Origin of the sequence: Rhizobium sp. S152, assembly GCF_030380735.1 — a bacterium.
GTDB lineage: Bacteria > Pseudomonadota > Alphaproteobacteria > Rhizobiales > Rhizobiaceae > Rhizobium.
In genome coordinates this window covers 291,892-307,430 of sequence record NZ_JAUDRZ010000008.1, presented here as the reverse complement: position 1 = coordinate 307,430, position 15,539 = coordinate 291,892, and the positions used below count along the sequence as shown (strand labels likewise).

At 61.0% G+C, this 15,539-nt stretch carries 14 protein-coding genes; 1 reads left to right on the top strand and 13 read right to left on the bottom strand.

Annotated elements, in window-relative coordinates; genetic code table 11:
* Positions 1–2: 2 nt before the first annotated feature.
* The 4 genes from bglA to QTL95_RS11015 form a co-directional block, all read right to left on the bottom strand.
* On the bottom strand, positions 3–1,655 hold the full coding sequence (bglA, locus tag QTL95_RS11030; protein ID WP_289720010.1) for a beta-galactosidase BglA: 1,653 nt from the start codon (positions 1,653–1,655) through the stop codon (positions 3–5).
* A gap of 32 nt (positions 1,656–1,687) precedes the next feature.
* The gene (locus tag QTL95_RS11025) at positions 1,688–2,851 is read right to left on the bottom strand and encodes a carbohydrate ABC transporter permease (protein WP_289720009.1); all 1,164 of its coding nucleotides are present in this window, start codon (positions 2,849–2,851) and stop codon (positions 1,688–1,690) included.
* Between the two features lies 1 nt (position 2,852).
* Positions 2,853–3,866, bottom strand: coding sequence for a carbohydrate ABC transporter permease (locus QTL95_RS11020; RefSeq protein WP_289720008.1), 1,014 nt, complete (start codon positions 3,864–3,866; stop codon positions 2,853–2,855).
* A gap of 168 nt (positions 3,867–4,034) precedes the next feature.
* Positions 4,035–5,396: an ABC transporter substrate-binding protein gene (locus tag QTL95_RS11015; RefSeq protein ID WP_289720007.1), complete on the bottom strand. Its 1,362-nt coding sequence runs from the start codon at positions 5,394–5,396 to the stop codon at positions 4,035–4,037.
* A gap of 275 nt (positions 5,397–5,671) precedes the next feature.
* Between QTL95_RS11015 and QTL95_RS11010 the strand changes: the two genes are divergently transcribed.
* Positions 5,672–6,694 carry a LacI family DNA-binding transcriptional regulator gene (locus QTL95_RS11010; RefSeq protein ID WP_289720006.1) on the top strand — a complete coding sequence of 341 codons (1,023 nt, stop codon included), beginning with the start codon at positions 5,672–5,674 and terminating at the stop codon, positions 6,692–6,694.
* An 80-nt stretch (positions 6,695–6,774) separates the two neighbouring features.
* Here the strand turns inward: QTL95_RS11010 and folD are convergent, their stop codons facing one another.
* From folD to flhA, 9 genes are all read right to left on the bottom strand, one after another.
* The gene (gene folD / locus QTL95_RS11005; protein ID WP_289720005.1) at positions 6,775–7,674 is read right to left on the bottom strand and encodes a bifunctional methylenetetrahydrofolate dehydrogenase/methenyltetrahydrofolate cyclohydrolase FolD; all 900 of its coding nucleotides are present in this window, start codon (positions 7,672–7,674) and stop codon (positions 6,775–6,777) included.
* A 153-nt stretch (positions 7,675–7,827) separates the two neighbouring features.
* Entirely contained in the window at positions 7,828–9,462 is a 1,635-nt protein-coding gene (locus QTL95_RS11000; RefSeq protein WP_289720004.1) for a succinoglycan biosynthesis protein, read from the bottom strand.
* A gap of 98 nt (positions 9,463–9,560) precedes the next feature.
* A complete protein-coding gene (locus QTL95_RS10995; protein WP_289720003.1) occupies positions 9,561–10,400 on the bottom strand; it encodes a WecB/TagA/CpsF family glycosyltransferase in 840 nt (279 codons plus the stop codon).
* Positions 10,401–10,700: 300 nt separating this feature from the next.
* Positions 10,701–11,240, bottom strand: coding sequence for a hypothetical protein (locus QTL95_RS10990; protein WP_289720002.1), 540 nt, complete (start codon positions 11,238–11,240; stop codon positions 10,701–10,703).
* Positions 11,240–11,605 (bottom strand): hypothetical protein, encoded by a 366-nt coding sequence (locus tag QTL95_RS10985; RefSeq protein WP_037187372.1) that lies wholly within the window; start codon positions 11,603–11,605, stop codon positions 11,240–11,242. Before QTL95_RS10985 ends, QTL95_RS10990 begins: the two co-directional genes overlap by 1 nt.
* A gap of 18 nt (positions 11,606–11,623) precedes the next feature.
* The gene (locus QTL95_RS10980) at positions 11,624–12,187 is read right to left on the bottom strand and encodes a rod-binding protein (RefSeq protein WP_289720001.1); all 564 of its coding nucleotides are present in this window, start codon (positions 12,185–12,187) and stop codon (positions 11,624–11,626) included.
* A gap of 31 nt (positions 12,188–12,218) precedes the next feature.
* On the bottom strand, positions 12,219–12,632 hold the full coding sequence (locus QTL95_RS10975; RefSeq protein WP_289720000.1) for a hypothetical protein: 414 nt from the start codon (positions 12,630–12,632) through the stop codon (positions 12,219–12,221).
* A gap of 4 nt (positions 12,633–12,636) precedes the next feature.
* Entirely contained in the window at positions 12,637–13,389 is a 753-nt protein-coding gene (fliR, locus tag QTL95_RS10970; RefSeq protein WP_289719999.1) for a flagellar biosynthetic protein FliR, read from the bottom strand.
* Positions 13,386–15,473 (bottom strand): flagellar biosynthesis protein FlhA, encoded by a 2,088-nt coding sequence (gene flhA / locus QTL95_RS10965; RefSeq protein WP_289719998.1) that lies wholly within the window; start codon positions 15,471–15,473, stop codon positions 13,386–13,388. The genes fliR and flhA overlap by 4 nt, the downstream gene beginning before the upstream one ends.
* Positions 15,474–15,539 lie beyond the last annotated feature (66 nt).

Here is a 15,539-nt window from a genome sequence, read left to right as displayed (position 1 = left end):
GCTTATGCGAGGCGCGCGAAATACGCTCCCCATGCTGGTATGTCGATTTTGTCACCGTAGTTATTGCTGACGAAGCCATGGCCCGTCAACGCCTGCCAGTCTCCTGCCGGCAGGATGGCCATGGCTTCCGTCGCGCTCATGTTGAAAACGCACAGAAGCTTTTCGTTGCCATATTCGCGCACGAAGATCAGCATGTCGCCCTGCGGCTCCTCGAACTCGATCTCGCCCTTGGCGAAGGCCGGATACTGCTTTCGGAAAGCGAGGAAGCGGCGGTAGTGCTCCAGCACCGATGTCTCGTCCCCCTGCTGAACGCTGACCGAGCGCAGGATGTGCTCCACGGGCACCGGAAGCCATGGGCGAACCGTAGAGAACCCGCCCTGCGCGACCTGGCTGTCCCAGACCATCGGCGTGCGGCAACCGTCGCGCCCCTTGAATTCGGGCCAGAACTGAATGCCGTAGGGATCCTGCAGATCCTCATAGGCGAGATCGGCCTCGGTCAGGCCGAGCTCTTCACCCTGGTAAAGGCAGACGGAGCCGCGCAGTGTCAGCAGCAGCGAGGCATACTGTTTGGCGAAAGCGTCACGGTCGGCGACCAGCGAGCCCCAGCGGCTGACATGGCGCATGACGTCGTGGTTCGAGAACGCCCAGCAGGCCCAGCCATCTGGTGCTGCGGCGGAGAAGTCCTCCATCACCTCTTCGACACGTTCCGGCGTCAGAGGATCCGGGGCCAGAAACTCGAAGGCGTAACACATGTGCATCTTGTCGTTGCCGGCGGTATATTCGCCGACGATCTCGAGACCCCGCTGGCTGTCGCCGACTTCGCCGACCGCGGCGATGGCAGGGAACTCCTCGAGCACCGCGCGGAACCGCTTCAGGAATGCGATGTTCTCGGGGCGGTTCTTGTCGTAGATGTGTTCCTGGAAATTGTAGGGGTTCACCGCAGGCGCAGTCGAAGCGTTGCGGCGCTCGGGCGCCAGTGCCGGGTTGTCGCGCAGTTCCTTGTCGTGGAAATAGAAGTTGATGGTATCCAGGCGGAAGCCGTCGACGCCACGCTTCAGCCAGAAGCGGACGACCTCGAGCAGGCGATCCTGCACTTCCGGGTTATGCAGATTGAGATCGGGCTGCGAGGTCAGGAAGTTGTGCAGATAATACTGCATGCGCGTCGGATCCCACGCCCATGCGGAGCCGCCGAAGATCGACAGCCAGTTGTTCGGCGGCGTGCCATCAGGCTTGGATTCCGACCAGACATACCAGTCAGCCTTGGCGTTGGTGCGGCTCGAGCGGCTCTCCACGAACCAGGGGTGCTGGTCCGACGAGTGCGAGATCACGAGATCGATCATTACGCGGATGCCGAGGCGGTGGGCTTCCGATATCAGCGAGTCGAAATCGACGAGCGTGCCGAAGATGGTATCGACATTCTCGTAATCCGACACGTCGTAGCCGAAATCGCGCATCGGCGAAGTGAAGAAGGGCGAAATCCAGATTGCGTCGGCGCCGAGGCTTGCGACATGCGGCAACCGGGCGGTGATGCCCTTGAGGTCGCCGATGCCGTCGCCGTTGCTGTCCTGGTAGGAGCGCGGATAGATCTGATAGATCACCGCGCCGCGCCACCAGTCCTTGTCAGCCGTCAGGTTGGATTGAGATGCCATGCTCATGTGTGGTCCTGTTAGATGCGTTTTGGAATTGCTCAGCCGCCCTTCACCGACCCTGCAAGCAGACCACGCACCAGATAGCGCTGCAAGCCGAAGAACACGAGCAACGGTACGATGATGGTGATGAAGGCCGATGCGGTCAGGATTTCCCAATTGCCGCCGCGCGAGCCGAGCAGCGCGTTCAGCGCGCCGGTCAGAACGAGGTGATCCCTGTCCGTGCCTAGGAAGACCATGGCGACGAGCAGGTCGTTCCAAACCCACAGGAACTGGAAGATCGCGAACGAGGCGAGCGCGGGGAATGATAGGGGCAGCACGATACGGGTGAAGATATCGAACTCGCTGGCGCCATCGACGCGGGCGGATTCGATGATCTCCTTGGGCAGTCCCGCGATATAGGCGCGCAGCAGATAGATGGCGAGCGGCATGCCGAATGCCGTGTGCGCCAGCCAGATGCCGGGATAGGTCTTGGACGGAGCGTCGAGCAGCATGCCCACCTGATTGTAGAGCCTGAGCAACGGGATCAGCGACATCTGCAACGGCACGACGATGAGACCGACCACCAGGGCGATGAGCAGCGCGCGCCCCGGAAACTCCATCCAGCTCAAGGCGTAGGCGGCGAAGGCGGCGATCAGGATCGGGATGATGGTGGCGGGAATCGTCACCGTCAAAGAGTTGATGAAGGACTGGCCGATCCCCTCGCCTGTCAACACCGTCCTGTAGTTCTGCAGCGTGAACTCCGGCGGCGTGGCAACCGAGATATAGACACGGCGCCCGCCGTCGTCGGGACCGAAGGCGGCGTTCTTCATGTAACGGTAGCCGCCGTCTTCGTTGACCTGCAGCGAGAGCCCGTCGCCCAGATCAGCGGTTTCGCCCGCCTTGTAGGCCGAGGGCTGTGCGACGCGTGTGCCGAAAGCGCGGATGGCGCGGCCTTCCTGCCCTTCCAGGACATTGCCTGATATTACATACACGGCGCCTTCCTGCTTCTGCTGGTCGGGCTGCCCGAGACGGGTGGCAACCGTGCGCGAGGAGCCGGAGAACGCCGTCCACCAGCCGGAGACGACGATCTGATCCTTGTCGCGCAGGGCGCTGACGAAGATGCCGAGCGTCGGGATCAGCCAGAGGATGACGACGACGAGCACCGCGAAGTGAACAAAGAGACGGGCCGGGCCGATCTTGAAGAAGTTTCCTGCCAGCGTCATCTCAATGCCCTCCCAGTTCGCGATTGGCGCGGCGCACGTTCCAGACCATGATAGGCGTCACCGCCAGCATGATGATGAGCGCAATCACGGCGCTTCGGCCGCTGTCGCCGCCACCGCGGAACATCCAGTTGAACATCAGGTTGGCGAGAACCATGGTGTCCCATTGACCATTGGTCATGGTGAGCACGATATCGAAGACCTTGAGGACGAGAATGGTGATCGTCGTCCAGACGACGGCGATGGTGCCCCAGACCTGCGGCACCATGATGCGCCAGAAGATCTGCCAGCCATTGGCGCCGTCGATGACCGCCGCCTCGATGGTTTCCTCGGGAATGCCGCGAAGGGCCGCCGAGAGAATGACCATGGCGAAACCGGTCTGGATCCAGATGAGGATGACCATCAGGAAGAAGCTGTTCCAGAAGGGAACCGAAATCCACACCTGCGGGGTGCCGCCGAAAAGCTGGACGATGGCGTTCAGCAGGCCGATCTGCGTGTCGTTGCCGCCGCGATATTCGTAGATGAACTTCCAGATGACGGAGGCGCCGACAAAGGAGATAGCCATCGGCATGAAGACGATGCTCTTGGCGATGTTGCCCCACCAGATGCGGTCGGTCATGACGGCGATGACGAGGCCGAAGAACGTGCAGGCGGCCGGCACGACGGCAAGCCATAGAATGTTGTTGAAGATCGACTGGCGGAATTCGCGGTCGCCCAGCGCCCATTTGTAATTGGCGACACCGACGAAGTTGGCGCCCGAGCGATCGTAGAACGACAGGATGAAAGTCGCGATCACGGGGTAGACCAGATAGACGATCAGAAGGAAAAGAGCCGGGAACAGGAACAGCCAGGGCCGGATGACCGATCGGCGGTTCAGGTTGCGGGAGGCGGAGACGATGTCTCCATCCTTCACCGGCAAAGCCAGATCCAGAATCTTGTTCGAGAAATAGAAGTAGGCCGAGCACGCGAAAACGGCGACGACCACGACTCCCAATGCGGAAACTATCTGTGAAAGCATGTGTCCCTCCCCTGCTACCCCTGTCTAAATTGAAGGGTTTGCGCCGTCCCGGCCGATGCGCTTCAGGCGCAGGGCACGAAGGCGGCGATGGCCGAACGCTCCCTCAGAGCATCCGGCCAAGGCATTGCAGCCATGCCGCCGAAACCGGCGGCATGCGTTCAGGCGATGTTACTTGATACCATCCCAGGCGCTCTGGATTTCCTTGGCGGTGTCTTCGGCGGACTTGCCACCGACGAAATCGACCATACCGGTCCAGAAGGCGCCCGCACCGATCTTGCCGGGCATCAGGTCGGAGCCGTCGAAGCGGAACGTGGTCGCGGTCGTCAGGATCTCGCCTTCGCGCTTCATCTGCTCGTTGGCATAGGCCGCGGTGCTGACACCCTTGTAAGGCGTGAGGAAGCTCGACTGCGCCATCCAGACTTCATGGGCGATCGGCGTCTTCAGGAAGTCGACGAAGGCACGGGCCGCCTTGGAATCCTTGGCGATGGTCACCAGCGTGCCGGCACCGAGAACCGGCTTACCGAGTTCCGGATGCGAGGCGTAGGTCGGCATGTAGAAGAAGTCCGCATCTTGGCCGAGCTTCGTGCCTTCAGGGAAGAAGGACGGGATGAAGGACGCCTGATGGTGCATGTAGCACTTCGGCGGCACGGCGAAGAGGCCCTTGGGGCTATCACGGAAGTCGGTCGAAGCTACGGCCGCGACGCCGCCATCGACATACTTCTCGTTCTTGGCGAACTTGCCGAATTCCTCGATGACGGACACAACGGCCGGGTCATCGAATTTGAGTTCGTTGGTGGTCCACTTGTCGTAGGCTTCCGGCGGCTGCATGCGCAGCATCAGGTCCTCGATCCAGTCGGTGGCCGGCCAGCCGGTGGCGCCGCCGGAGCCGAGACCGATGCACCACGGAACGCCGCCGTCCTTAACGATCTGATCCGTCAGGGCGTGCAGCTCTTCCATGGTCGTCGGGATCTTGTAGCCGGCTTCCTTGAAATTCTCAGGCACGTACCAGACCAGCGACTTCACGTCGGCCTTGTACGGGAAGGCGTAGAAAGCATCCTTGCCGTCCTTGCCCTTGTAGGTGCCGTAACCGACCCAGCTGTCGCCGGCGCCGTAATTGTCCTTGACCCACTTCGACGTATCGTCGCCGAGCGGCGTCAGGAAACCCTTGCTTGCGAGATCGGCCAGTAGGCCGGGCTGCGGCAGGATCGCGACGTTCGGCGGCGAGCCGGCCTGCGTGTCGATGACGATCTGCTGCTCGTAGTTTTCCGAAGACGAATACTTGGCATCGATGCCGGTCGCTTCGGTGAAGTAGGCGAGAATGCTGCGGAAGAAGGCTTCGTCCTCGCCGCGCCACGGGCCAAAGATCGTCAGCGGCTCACCCTTCAGATCGGCGTGAGCGGCCTTGAACTCGTCGTAGCTCTTCCAGTTGAACTTGGCATCCTCGCCCGGGGCGAACTTAAGATCCGCGGCGGACGCCGAGCCGGCAAACAGCGCAGCAACGGCAACGCCCAACAAAAATGTCTTTCTCATGTGACAACCTCCCATCACAATCCCAACCACGCCTTATGGCACTCAAACGAATTCCAAAGCGCTTTGACAGCCAACTCATCTCATTCAAGACGGAAAAGAGTCAAGCCAATTCGAGAGAACCGCCAAAACACAAGCAATTATCGCATCGCAGCAAGCCTCCCATTCGAATATGGAGCGATTTTTCTTGAGTCAACCGGCAGAATTGCTGCATAATTAAAAGCGCTTTGGAAGCCATTGGGAGATTGGCCTCCAGCGCGGCGGAGGAAATATAGCACGTGAATCTGAAACAGCTATCCGAGCTGCTGGGTCTTTCGCAGACGACTGTCAGCCGCGCTTTGAACGGCTACCCTGAGGTCAACGAGGCAACGCGCGAACGCGTATTGCAGGCGGTCAGGGAGACAGGTTACCGTCCGAACAAGGCGGCGCAAAGGCTCGCCACCGGCAAGGCAGGCTCGATCGGCCTCGTCATGCCAACCGCTCCGGATCATTATTCCGACGTTCACTTCGGCGAATTCCTGACTGGCCTCGGAGAGGAGGCCGTGCGCCACGACTTCCACTTCGTCATCATGCCGGCCGATCCCGATGACGAGGTCGGCGCGCTCAGGCGGCTGGCAATCAGCGGCAATGTCGATGCGCTCTTCATCGCCTATATGCGCGGACACGATCCACGGCTGGCGATGCTGCAGTCGCTGTCCATGCCCTTCCTAGTGCACGGCCGGTCGTTCGGTTCGGAGCCGGATTACCCCTATCTCGACATCGACAATGAAGGCGCCTTCTACGATGCGGCCAAGCTTCTGCTGCAGCTTGGCCATACACGCTTCGCGCTGCTCAACGGGCCGGCGCATCTGGATTTCGCGATCCGCCGCAGGAGCGGTCTGGTCAACGCGCTGGCCGAGCGCGGGCTTGAAATCTCGGAAGAATGCATGAGCCACACGGCAATGACGGATGAGCCGGGCCAGTTCGCCATGGAGCGCTTCCTGCAGATGCCGGAGCGTCCGACGGCGATCCTCTGTTCGAGCACGGTGCTGGCGCTGGGAGCGATCCGCGCCGTCAACCAGGCGGGGCTGAAACTCGGCGAGGACATATCGCTGATCGCGCATGACGACGTGCTGCCGCATCTCAAACCGGAAAACTTCTCCGTGCCGCTGACGACGACGCGATCCTCGCTGCGCGCGGCGGGAGCCAGGATCGCGCAGCGACTGATCGCGACCGTGAAGCAGGAAACGCCCTACCCCGAGCAGGAATTGTGGAAGACCGAACTGATCGTCAGGGCTTCCACCGGTCCGGCGCCGCGCTAGAACCGCTTTGAGCGGTTCCAGCCTTTTGTTTTGACGCCATTGCGGACGGAAAACCGAGCCACGCTTCTCCTGGAATTGCTTTAGAATTTCGGCGGCGTCTTGCCGGCAGCGCGGTGCGCGGCGATGACGGTGTTTGCCATCAGCATGGCGATCGTCATCGGCCCGACCCCGCCGGGGACCGGCGTAATGACATCGGCAACCGTGGAGGCTTCGGCAAAGGCGACATCGCCGACGAGGCGGGTCTTGCCCTCGCCCTTCTCGGGCGCGGCAATGCGATTGATGCCGACATCGATGACGGTGGCACCCGGCTTGACCCAATCCGCCTTGACCATCTCGGGCCGGCCGACGGCCGCGACCAGGATATCGGCATTGCGGCAAACGGCCGGGAGATCCTTGGTGCGGGAGTGGGCGATCGTCACGGTGGCGTTGGCGTTGAGCAGCAGCTGCGCCATCGGCTTGCCGAAAAGATTGGAGCGGCCGATGACGACCGCGTTCAGGCCGGAGAGATCCTCGCCATGGGTGCGGCGCACGACGACCATCGCGCCGGCCGGGGTGCAGGAAACGAGGCCAGTTTCGAGGTCGCCGGTCGCAAGCTTGCCGGCGTTGACGACATGAAGCCCATCGACATCCTTCTCGGGCAGGATCGACTGGATGATGGGTTCGGAGTTCAGATGCCTGGGTAGCGGCAACTGGACGAGAATGCCGTGGATGGAAGCATCGGCATTGAGGGAAGCCACGAGGCTCGCCAGCTCTTCCTGCGTGGTCTCGACCGGCAACGTATGCTGAACGGATTTGAAGCCGCATTCCTTGGCCATGCGGCTCTTGGAGCCGACATAGGCGTGACTTGCCGGATCATCGCCGACGATGATGACCGCCAGACCCGTCTGGACGCCGTTCTGCTTTTCCAGAGCCGAGCTTGCCGCCTTCACCGTTTCAATGACTGAGGCTGCGACCTGCTTGCCGTCGATTACTGTCACCAAGACTTTCTCCTGCGTTGCTTTCGCGCATCCTAGCCGGGGCCGGCGCGCGTCACTTGCCTGTGCACGCCGTAGCCTGCCTAAAACGACAAATGCAAGAGCAAATATCCATGTGGCGCCTGCAGTCGGGCAAGCGCGGCATGCGACCGCAGGCCGCTACGGCTGATCCGCGACAACGGTGGACGGCATCGAAGGCTCGATCCTTGACGTTGTCCGCCCGCGACCGCGAAGCAGGCGCGCCACGGCAAAAATGACACCGAAGCCGAGGCCAATGAACCCGCCGATTATGGACATCGGCCAACGCCCGGCCGCAGAAGGCGTCGTCGTCACCTGGGGTGCCTTCAGCAGCATCACCTGCGCGGCATCCGATGGCAGCGATCCGGTCGATATGGCATCCTCTAGCCGCGTCTGCGCCGCTATGGCCTTGTCATGCAGTTCCGTCAGCTTCGCGAGATCGACGCCGGTGTCGCGGCTTTGAGCGATCAGGGCATTGCGGCGACTATCGAACTGCCGCTTTTCGGCGGCGGCGGCCCTGGCATCGTCAGCCGACCGCCGCTGCAGGTGACCGAGTTCGTCGGCGACGGCACTACGGAGGCTGTCGGTTTCCGCCTGCTGGGCCAATAGGCGCGGATGACGGGGGCCGAGGCTTGCCGAAAGCTGCGCCAGCGATGCCTTCGCGGTAACGTAGCGTTCGCGCTTGTCCTCGAGTGCCGGCGAGAGCGCCTGCGGCGGCAAGACACCGGCAAGAATATCACCGACTTTTGCCGCTTTCAGGCGGTCGGCGCTTTCCTTCGTCGTCACGATCCTCTCGCCCGCGGCCTTCAGCTCGGCATCGACATCGGCGATCTGCCGCTGCAGACCGGTCGCGACCTTGACGTTGCCCTCGCCGCTTTGCTTGACGAAGGCGTCGAATGCTGCGCGCGCGGTATCGCTTTCCTTCTTCAACGCGTCGCCATCCGCCGAGCTCGGCTGGGTGGAGCGGGTGACGGCCGAGGCAAGATAGCCGGCGATCCGCGCCGACTTGTCGACGCTGCCGGTGGTTACGCTGAAATCGATGGCACCGGTCCGGTCATTCGTGGAGGACTGGATGGCGGAGATCAGGGAGGCTTCGGCGCGCGAGACGGGATCGATGGCCGATGCACGGACCGACAACAGATCCGCCGCAACGTTCAGTGCGCCGGTCGCGGTCCCCGAGAATTCAGGATCATGATCGAGTTTCAAGGTTGATACGGCGGCAGCAATAACACGCGGCGAGACCAGCATCTTCTCGACAGCCCTTGTCATCGCAGCCCGTGTTTCGACCGCGCCCCGGACAGCGAGAGTTCCGGAAGCCGTGTGTTTGACCGGCCCGGTGGGCGCGAGCGCACCCACTGCAGCGCCGAGCGCGCAAAGAAGAGCAACAGCGGGCAGCAGCTTTGAAATAGAGCGCGAGTGCGCTTCATGATGCAGTTCAGGTTCGGAATGATCGACGGAGAGAGCGGCCTCGTGAACCGGTTCGACAACCTGCATCTGCGCAACGAACGCGGGGGGCGGTTCGATCGGCTCGCCTATGGCCGAATCGTTGGCGGCCTCGAGCCGCTTGCCGAGGATGGTTTCGATGCGGCTGACCAGCGCGGGCGTCGGCTCCTCGACAGGCTGCGTCGTTCTCTGCTCGTCAAGAGCGCGCTGGAGAATACGAAGCAGTTCCAGCTCCGGACCGGCAATGCCTGATGCCTCATCGTTACCAACGGGATGACGGTGCGCGGCCGCGGACCGGCGGGCGAATTGGCTTTTCGTGTAGTTTTGATGCATCGCCGCTTCTCATGCATATGAAGGTCGATTGCTCATCCGGCGGGGATGATTAACCGATCCTAAAATTTCATAGCAAAGAAATCGTTAACGGTGCCGGATCAACCAATCCGACCGATGCGCTTCTGAGGCGGCGGCGCGGGCTGCCGGTTTTCGACGCGCGTCAGCATCCGCTCATGACGATGCATGCGGTATTGAAGGACGTAGTAGAGAAAGACCGGGATGCCGATCATATAGCGGCGCCATAGCCGGCTCGGCTCCTGCATCAGCCTGTAGGCCCACTCCATGCGCATCATGCGTACGGTTTTCGGCGCGCGCGGCACCGTGCCGGAGACGAAATCGAAGAGCGCACCCACCGTCAGGACCAGCCGGGCATGGTGGGCGCGGACATTCTTGTGCGCCCATTTCTCCTGCAGCGGCGTTCCCATGCCGATGATCAGGATATCGAGTTTCTGGCGTTCGATCTCGGCGGTGACTTCGGAAGGATCCTCCTTGTCGAAGTAGCCGTCGGAGATGACGATGAACTGATGCCAGGGTGCGTGCCGGCGGAAATTTGCAGCGGCTTTTTCAACGACTTCGGGCTTGCCGCCGATCAGTCCGATACGGCGGGGCGTCTCCATGAAGGTCAGGAGCGCGGGCACGAAATCCGTGCCGTTGAGGTTGGCCGGGAAAGGCGAGCCGTGCGATATCTTCGAGGCGATGTTCAGGCCTATTCCATCAGGTAGGACCAGGTTCTGCATCAGGATGTCGCGATACTCCTCATCGCGCAGCGTCATCAGGATGTTGTGCGCATTGACGAAGGAGATGGACGTCTGGCCGACGGGCATATTGATGAGCTCGTTGATGAAAACGAGCGCATCGTCCCAGCCGAGATCGCAAACAGGCAGATCAAAGATGGTACGGCGTGACGCAAGCACCGCGAAATTCGCGATCAGATCCATTCCGACTTCCTGACGATAATGCTTCATGCGTGCCGCACCCGGAATACAAAGGACTTACTCCCGCACCGGAAGGCCATTCGACCGGACGCGCTCGCCTGGGGCGATCGCATGAGAATTCCGCAATATGGAACGCAGATGCGTGTTCGAGCCCATCGAGGACGCTTCTAACAGAACGAGTTCAAGCAACCTTTAGGAAAACCCTTCGAATTTCCGGCCCGAAATCAGCAATTCGTTAACCAAGACGGCGACGCCAACGTAAAACGGCGCCTCGCGGCGCCGTTTTACGGGACTTGATGGTGATCAGTGACCGGCGGCGGCGGCTTCACCTGTCGTAGCGACAGGCTCGACGATGTGGACCGGCTTGCCCGTCTTCGGCGGCTGGCCCGAGGAGTTTGCCTCGACCTCTTCCTTGGAGAGGTAGTCCATCTGCTCCAGCATCACCTGGTCGATATAATCGCCGCCCAGGTGCTGGTTGATGTTCTTCTTGATCGTGTCGCGGAAGGCACCGGGATCGAACGACTTCACCTTGGCGATGTCGATCATCTTGTTGCCGATCAGCAGCGTGAACAGCTCGTCGGTGGTCATTTCGGTCAGGGGCAGCGTGGCGCCCTTTACGACGTCCTTGTTCATCATGAAGGACATCTTCGTGATGAAATAGCCGCTGACGGCGCCGTCCTTGACGATCGGCACCGTGATCGTCTCGCCCTTCACAAGCTCGAGCTGGCTTTGCTTGGAATCATCCGGCGCCGGCGCGGGGGCCGTCGCCATGTGCACCGAGAAATAGACCGATGCCAGCGTGATCGCGCAAACCCAGACGCCTGTGATAACGAGCTTGATCATCAGGCATCACGCGCAGCGAACTGCTCTTGCGAATAGGTGCCGTCGGCATCCGCGTCCTGAACGGCGTTCTTCAGGAGATCGGCCACGGTGCGAACTGCTTCCAGATGCGCCTCGACACGGCGTGCGTTGAGAACGAGCTTGGACTTCAGGCCGTGCAGCTGATCCAGATGCGATGCCGCCAATTCCTTGGGATCGGTGTCGCGAAACAGCATGGACAGCTCATAGAGGCAACGGCTCTTATGCGCGTTCGAAACCTTGAGATCGAACTGCGGATCACTGCCAATGCGCGTGTTCTCATTGTCGATGATCATTTCAAGGCGTCCAAGAACCGATTTGATACGGTAGTCGTTCGAGATTATTTCCATTGTTTTTCCTCGATCCCCTTAGGCGTCGTTGCTGGATTTGTTGTCGGCGGTGGGCGTGCCGAAGGTCTTGCGCTGGAACTCGTCGACCATGCTGAGCGCCATGTTACGGTCGTGATTATCGACCGAGGCGTTGACCACGCCCTGCTGCTTCTTCAGCGCATCGTGATAAAGCTGCTTGGCAACGCCGATGCCGTCACCCTGGGCAATGGTATTGCCGAGCTGCTCGGCCATCATGCCCTTCCAGATGTCGCCCGCGGCACCCTTGCCGTAGACTTCCTCGCTGTCGCTCGGAAGCATGTTCTTGATGAAGTTCTGCAGAACCATCGCTTCGAACTTGCGATAGGTTTCCGGCACCTCTTCGGTCTTCGTGCCGCGGTTCTTGACGTCCGCAAGACCGGCTTTCTGGCTCGCGCGGTCGAGGACGTCGACTGCCGAGGTGAAGCCATTGCCGGCTTCCGCCAGGCTGTTGGCCGCGAAAGCTGCCTGGTTTGCCTTCAATTTTGCCTGTGCTGCCTCGACCTCGGTCGGGTCGGCGGCTTTGACAACATCAAGAACCAGATCACTCGGAGGTGAAATAGCCAAGTCACAATCCTCTTATCTAAGATCGCGACGATTATGGTTTCTGAAGCTTGCTGGAGGCTGGCGTACCGTATTTCTGATCGATGATATCATAGACCGCGTTGTCGTCGGCCTCACGCCGTTCGGCATCGCGCGCCTCGCGCATGCTCTCTTCCAGGCGATCGGCCTTGGCGCGCTCCTGGGTGACCCGGCCTTCGTGGATCTGCTGCATGCCGGTCAACTGCTGGTCCTTGATCCCAAGCCGGTTGAAGCGGTCGGCATAGCCTTGCGAGAAAGCGTGATGGACGGGATCCATGGACCCCAGGGCCAGGATGACGCTGTCCATCTGCTCGTTCACCTCGTCACGCTGACGGGTGGTTTCGGCGAGATCGAATTCGGCCATCTGCTCAAGGTGACGCTGCACCGCCACCAGGCGTTTGAGCTTCTGCGATCGTGTCTGCTCCGCCATGTCCCTACCTGCCGATGAAGACGCTGGCGAAGGACTGGCCGAACTGACTGACCAGCGCGGCGACGGAGAAGTAGAAGAGAAACAAGCCGCCGAGCAGCAGATAAGGGGCCGAAATGAAGTAGACCGGCATCTGCGGCGCCAGCTTGTTGATGAAGCCGATGGCGACGTTGAACATCAGTCCGTAGATCAGAAACGGGCTGCAGAGCCGCAACATGATGTAAGTGGTGGACGACAGCGTGTCGGTAAACGAGATCAGCGTGGCGCGCATCTGCATGACGCCGCCGAAGGGCATGGCCGTGTAGGAATCGACCAGCGCCCGGAAGACGATGTGATGGAAGTCCATCATGAAAAGAATCATCATGCCGGCGAAGGTGATGAAGCCCGAAAGGCTGCTTTCCGGCGCATCTTCGAAGATATCGGCGGCGCCGGGCTGCGAGTAGCCGATCATCATGCCGATAATGCTGGCGGCGAACTGGAGGCCGAGAGTGTAGAGGCGCGCCAGCATTCCGTACATCAGGCCGATCAGCAACTCGCTGAAGATGAAGCCGATATAGGTCGCGCTTGAGGTGTGGACCGTGGGGTAGACCGTGTCCCAAAGGACAGGCAGTATAGCAAGGGACAGGGCAGCGGCCATGAAGAGCCTGATCTGCATCGGGATGCGCGCCGAGGAAAAGCCGGGCATCGCCATGACGCAGCCGCCGATCCTGCAGAAAATCAGGAAGAGCGCCAGCACGGTCCCTTGCGGGTCGGTTATCATGAAATAGAGCCCAGAATCTTTATCTCGATGCCCTTGGCCAGTTCGACATGCGACAGGACCGGGAGCGTTGCGAACAGGCGTTCGATGATCATGCGCACATAGGAGCGTGTTTCCGGCGAGGTGACAAGGGCGAAAGGCAGGCCGCGGTCCATGAATTCACGGATAACTTCCGTTGCCTCCTCGCTGAACTCCTCCAGCATGCGCGGGTCGATGTCGAATTCGATGACTTCGCCCTTGTTGTCGCGCTTGAGCGCCTGGTGGAAAGCGAGATCCCACTTGCTGCCCAATCGCAGGACGCGCAGCACACCGTTGTCGGCAAGGTCGCCGCAAAGCTGCTGGGCCATGCGCACGCGCACGTGCTCGACGATCTGCTCGGTCTTGCGGACATGCGGCGCGAGTTCGGCGACGGCTTCTAGGATGAGATGCAGATTGCGGATCGAGACACGCTCGGCAAGTAGCAGCTTGAGGACCGCCTGCAGGCCGGAATAGGACATGTGCGACGAGCAGATCTCGTCGGCCAGTTTCTTGTATTCCGGATCGAGGCGATCGATCAGCACCTTGACGTCCTTGTAGGACAGGAGCGCCGGCAGATTGTTGCGGATGACCTCGCTCATGTGGGTGAGGACGACGGAGACATTGTCGATCGGCTGGAAGCCTTCGCGCTTGAGGTCGTCGCTGAAGGCTTCGAGAATGGAGACCGCCGGCATGCCGAAGGCGGGTTCGCGGATCTCGTCGCCGGGAATGCTCGGCTTGCGGCCGGAGCCGGTGACCACCAGGACTTCGCCGACACGCAGCGCATTGGATGCGACCGTCGTGCCATGGATGCGGATCTGGTAGGACTTCTCGGGAATACCGATATCGTCGGTGACCTTGATCTCGGGAACGACGAAGCCGTACTGCGTCGCGAACTTCTTGCGCATCTTGCTGACGCGGAACGCCAGTTCCTGGTGAGCGCCGAGCAGACGGGTGGACACCATCTTGCCGAGCGCGAGCTCGATCTCCGAGGTGCGCAGGACCGACTTGACCGAGTCCTTCTCCAGCTCCTTGTTCTGGACGACTGTCTTTTCCTCCTGCTCGCGGCGCGTCCTGGCTTCGGCTTCGACCTGACGCGGGATGAACCAGGCACCGAAGGCCAGAAGGCCGGCTAGGAACATGAAGGGGATGAACGGCAGGCCGGGCATGAGACCGAGAATGGCCATGAGGACCGCGGAGACCGACAACGCGCGGGGATAGCCGCTCAGCTGATTGACGACGGCTTCTTCGGTCGAACCAACGGTGCCGCCGCGCGAAACGAGGAGGCCGGCAGCCAGCGAAACGATAAGAGCCGGCATCTGCGAGACGAGGCCGTCACCGACAGACAGCTTGACGAAAACGTCGGCTGCTTCGCCGATCGGCATGCCGTGGCGGAAGTAACCGATGATGATGCCGCCGAAGACGTTGATCCCGGTGATCAGCAGGCCGGCGATCGCGTCGCCGCGCACGAACTTGGACGCACCGTCCATGGCGCCGAAGAAGGAGCTTTCCTCTTCGAGCTCCTTGCGGCGGCGCTGGGCTTCCTTCTCGTCGATGATGCCGGCGGAAAGGTCCGCGTCGATCGACATCTGCTTGCCGGGGATGGCATCGAGGGTGAAGCGCGCGCCGACTTCCGCGATACGCGTCGCACCCTTGGTGATGACGATGAAATTGATGGTAATCAGGATCAGGAAGACGATCAGACCGATCACGAAATCGCCGGACATGACGAGGTTCGCAAAGCCGGCGATGACGCCACCGGCTGCCCCATGCCCCTCATTGCCATGCGAAAGAATGACACGTGTCGTCGCGATGTTGAGCGACAGACGCGTCATCGTCGCGATCAGCAGGATGGTCGGGAAGGACGAGAAATCGAGCGGGCGCTTGATCCACAGCGCCACCATCAGGATCAGGACCGAGAAGGCGATCGAAAACGCCAGACCCATGTCGATCAGGAAGGGCGGGATCGGCAGGAACAGCACGCAGATGATAACGATGATGCCCATGGCAAAACCGATATCGCGAACGCTCAGGCCGGGTTTCGGAAGGGGAAGTGCAGGAGGTTGCGCCATTTCGATTCCGTCTCTTCATGAGAGGAGTGGGCATGATGCCCACCTATTCGGATCGAGAACTAGATG

Bases quoted from the DNA above. Each gene is read 5' to 3' on its own strand.
- bglA (WP_289720010.1), bottom strand. From the start codon at position 1,655: ATGAGCATGGCATCTCAATCCAACCTGACGGCTGACAAGGACTGGTGG.
- QTL95_RS11025 (WP_289720009.1), bottom strand. From the start codon at position 2,851: ATGACGCTGGCAGGAAACTTCTTCAAGATCGGCCCGGCCCGTCTCTTT.
- QTL95_RS11020 (WP_289720008.1), bottom strand. From the start codon at position 3,866: ATGCTTTCACAGATAGTTTCCGCATTGGGAGTCGTGGTCGTCGCCGTT.
- QTL95_RS11015 (WP_289720007.1), bottom strand. From the start codon at position 5,396: ATGAGAAAGACATTTTTGTTGGGCGTTGCCGTTGCTGCGCTGTTTGCC.
- QTL95_RS11000 (WP_289720004.1), bottom strand. From the start codon at position 9,462: ATGCATCAAAACTACACGAAAAGCCAATTCGCCCGCCGGTCCGCGGCC.
- QTL95_RS10995 (WP_289720003.1), bottom strand. From the start codon at position 10,400: ATGGATCTGATCGCGAATTTCGCGGTGCTTGCGTCACGCCGTACCATC.
- QTL95_RS10990 (WP_289720002.1), bottom strand. From the start codon at position 11,240: ATGATCAAGCTCGTTATCACAGGCGTCTGGGTTTGCGCGATCACGCTG.
- QTL95_RS10985 (WP_037187372.1), bottom strand. From the start codon at position 11,605: ATGGAAATAATCTCGAACGACTACCGTATCAAATCGGTTCTTGGACGC.
- QTL95_RS10975 (WP_289720000.1), bottom strand. From the start codon at position 12,632: ATGGCGGAGCAGACACGATCGCAGAAGCTCAAACGCCTGGTGGCGGTG.
- fliR (WP_289719999.1), bottom strand. From the start codon at position 13,389: ATGATAACCGACCCGCAAGGGACCGTGCTGGCGCTCTTCCTGATTTTC.
- flhA (WP_289719998.1), bottom strand. From the start codon at position 15,473: ATGGCGCAACCTCCTGCACTTCCCCTTCCGAAACCCGGCCTGAGCGTT.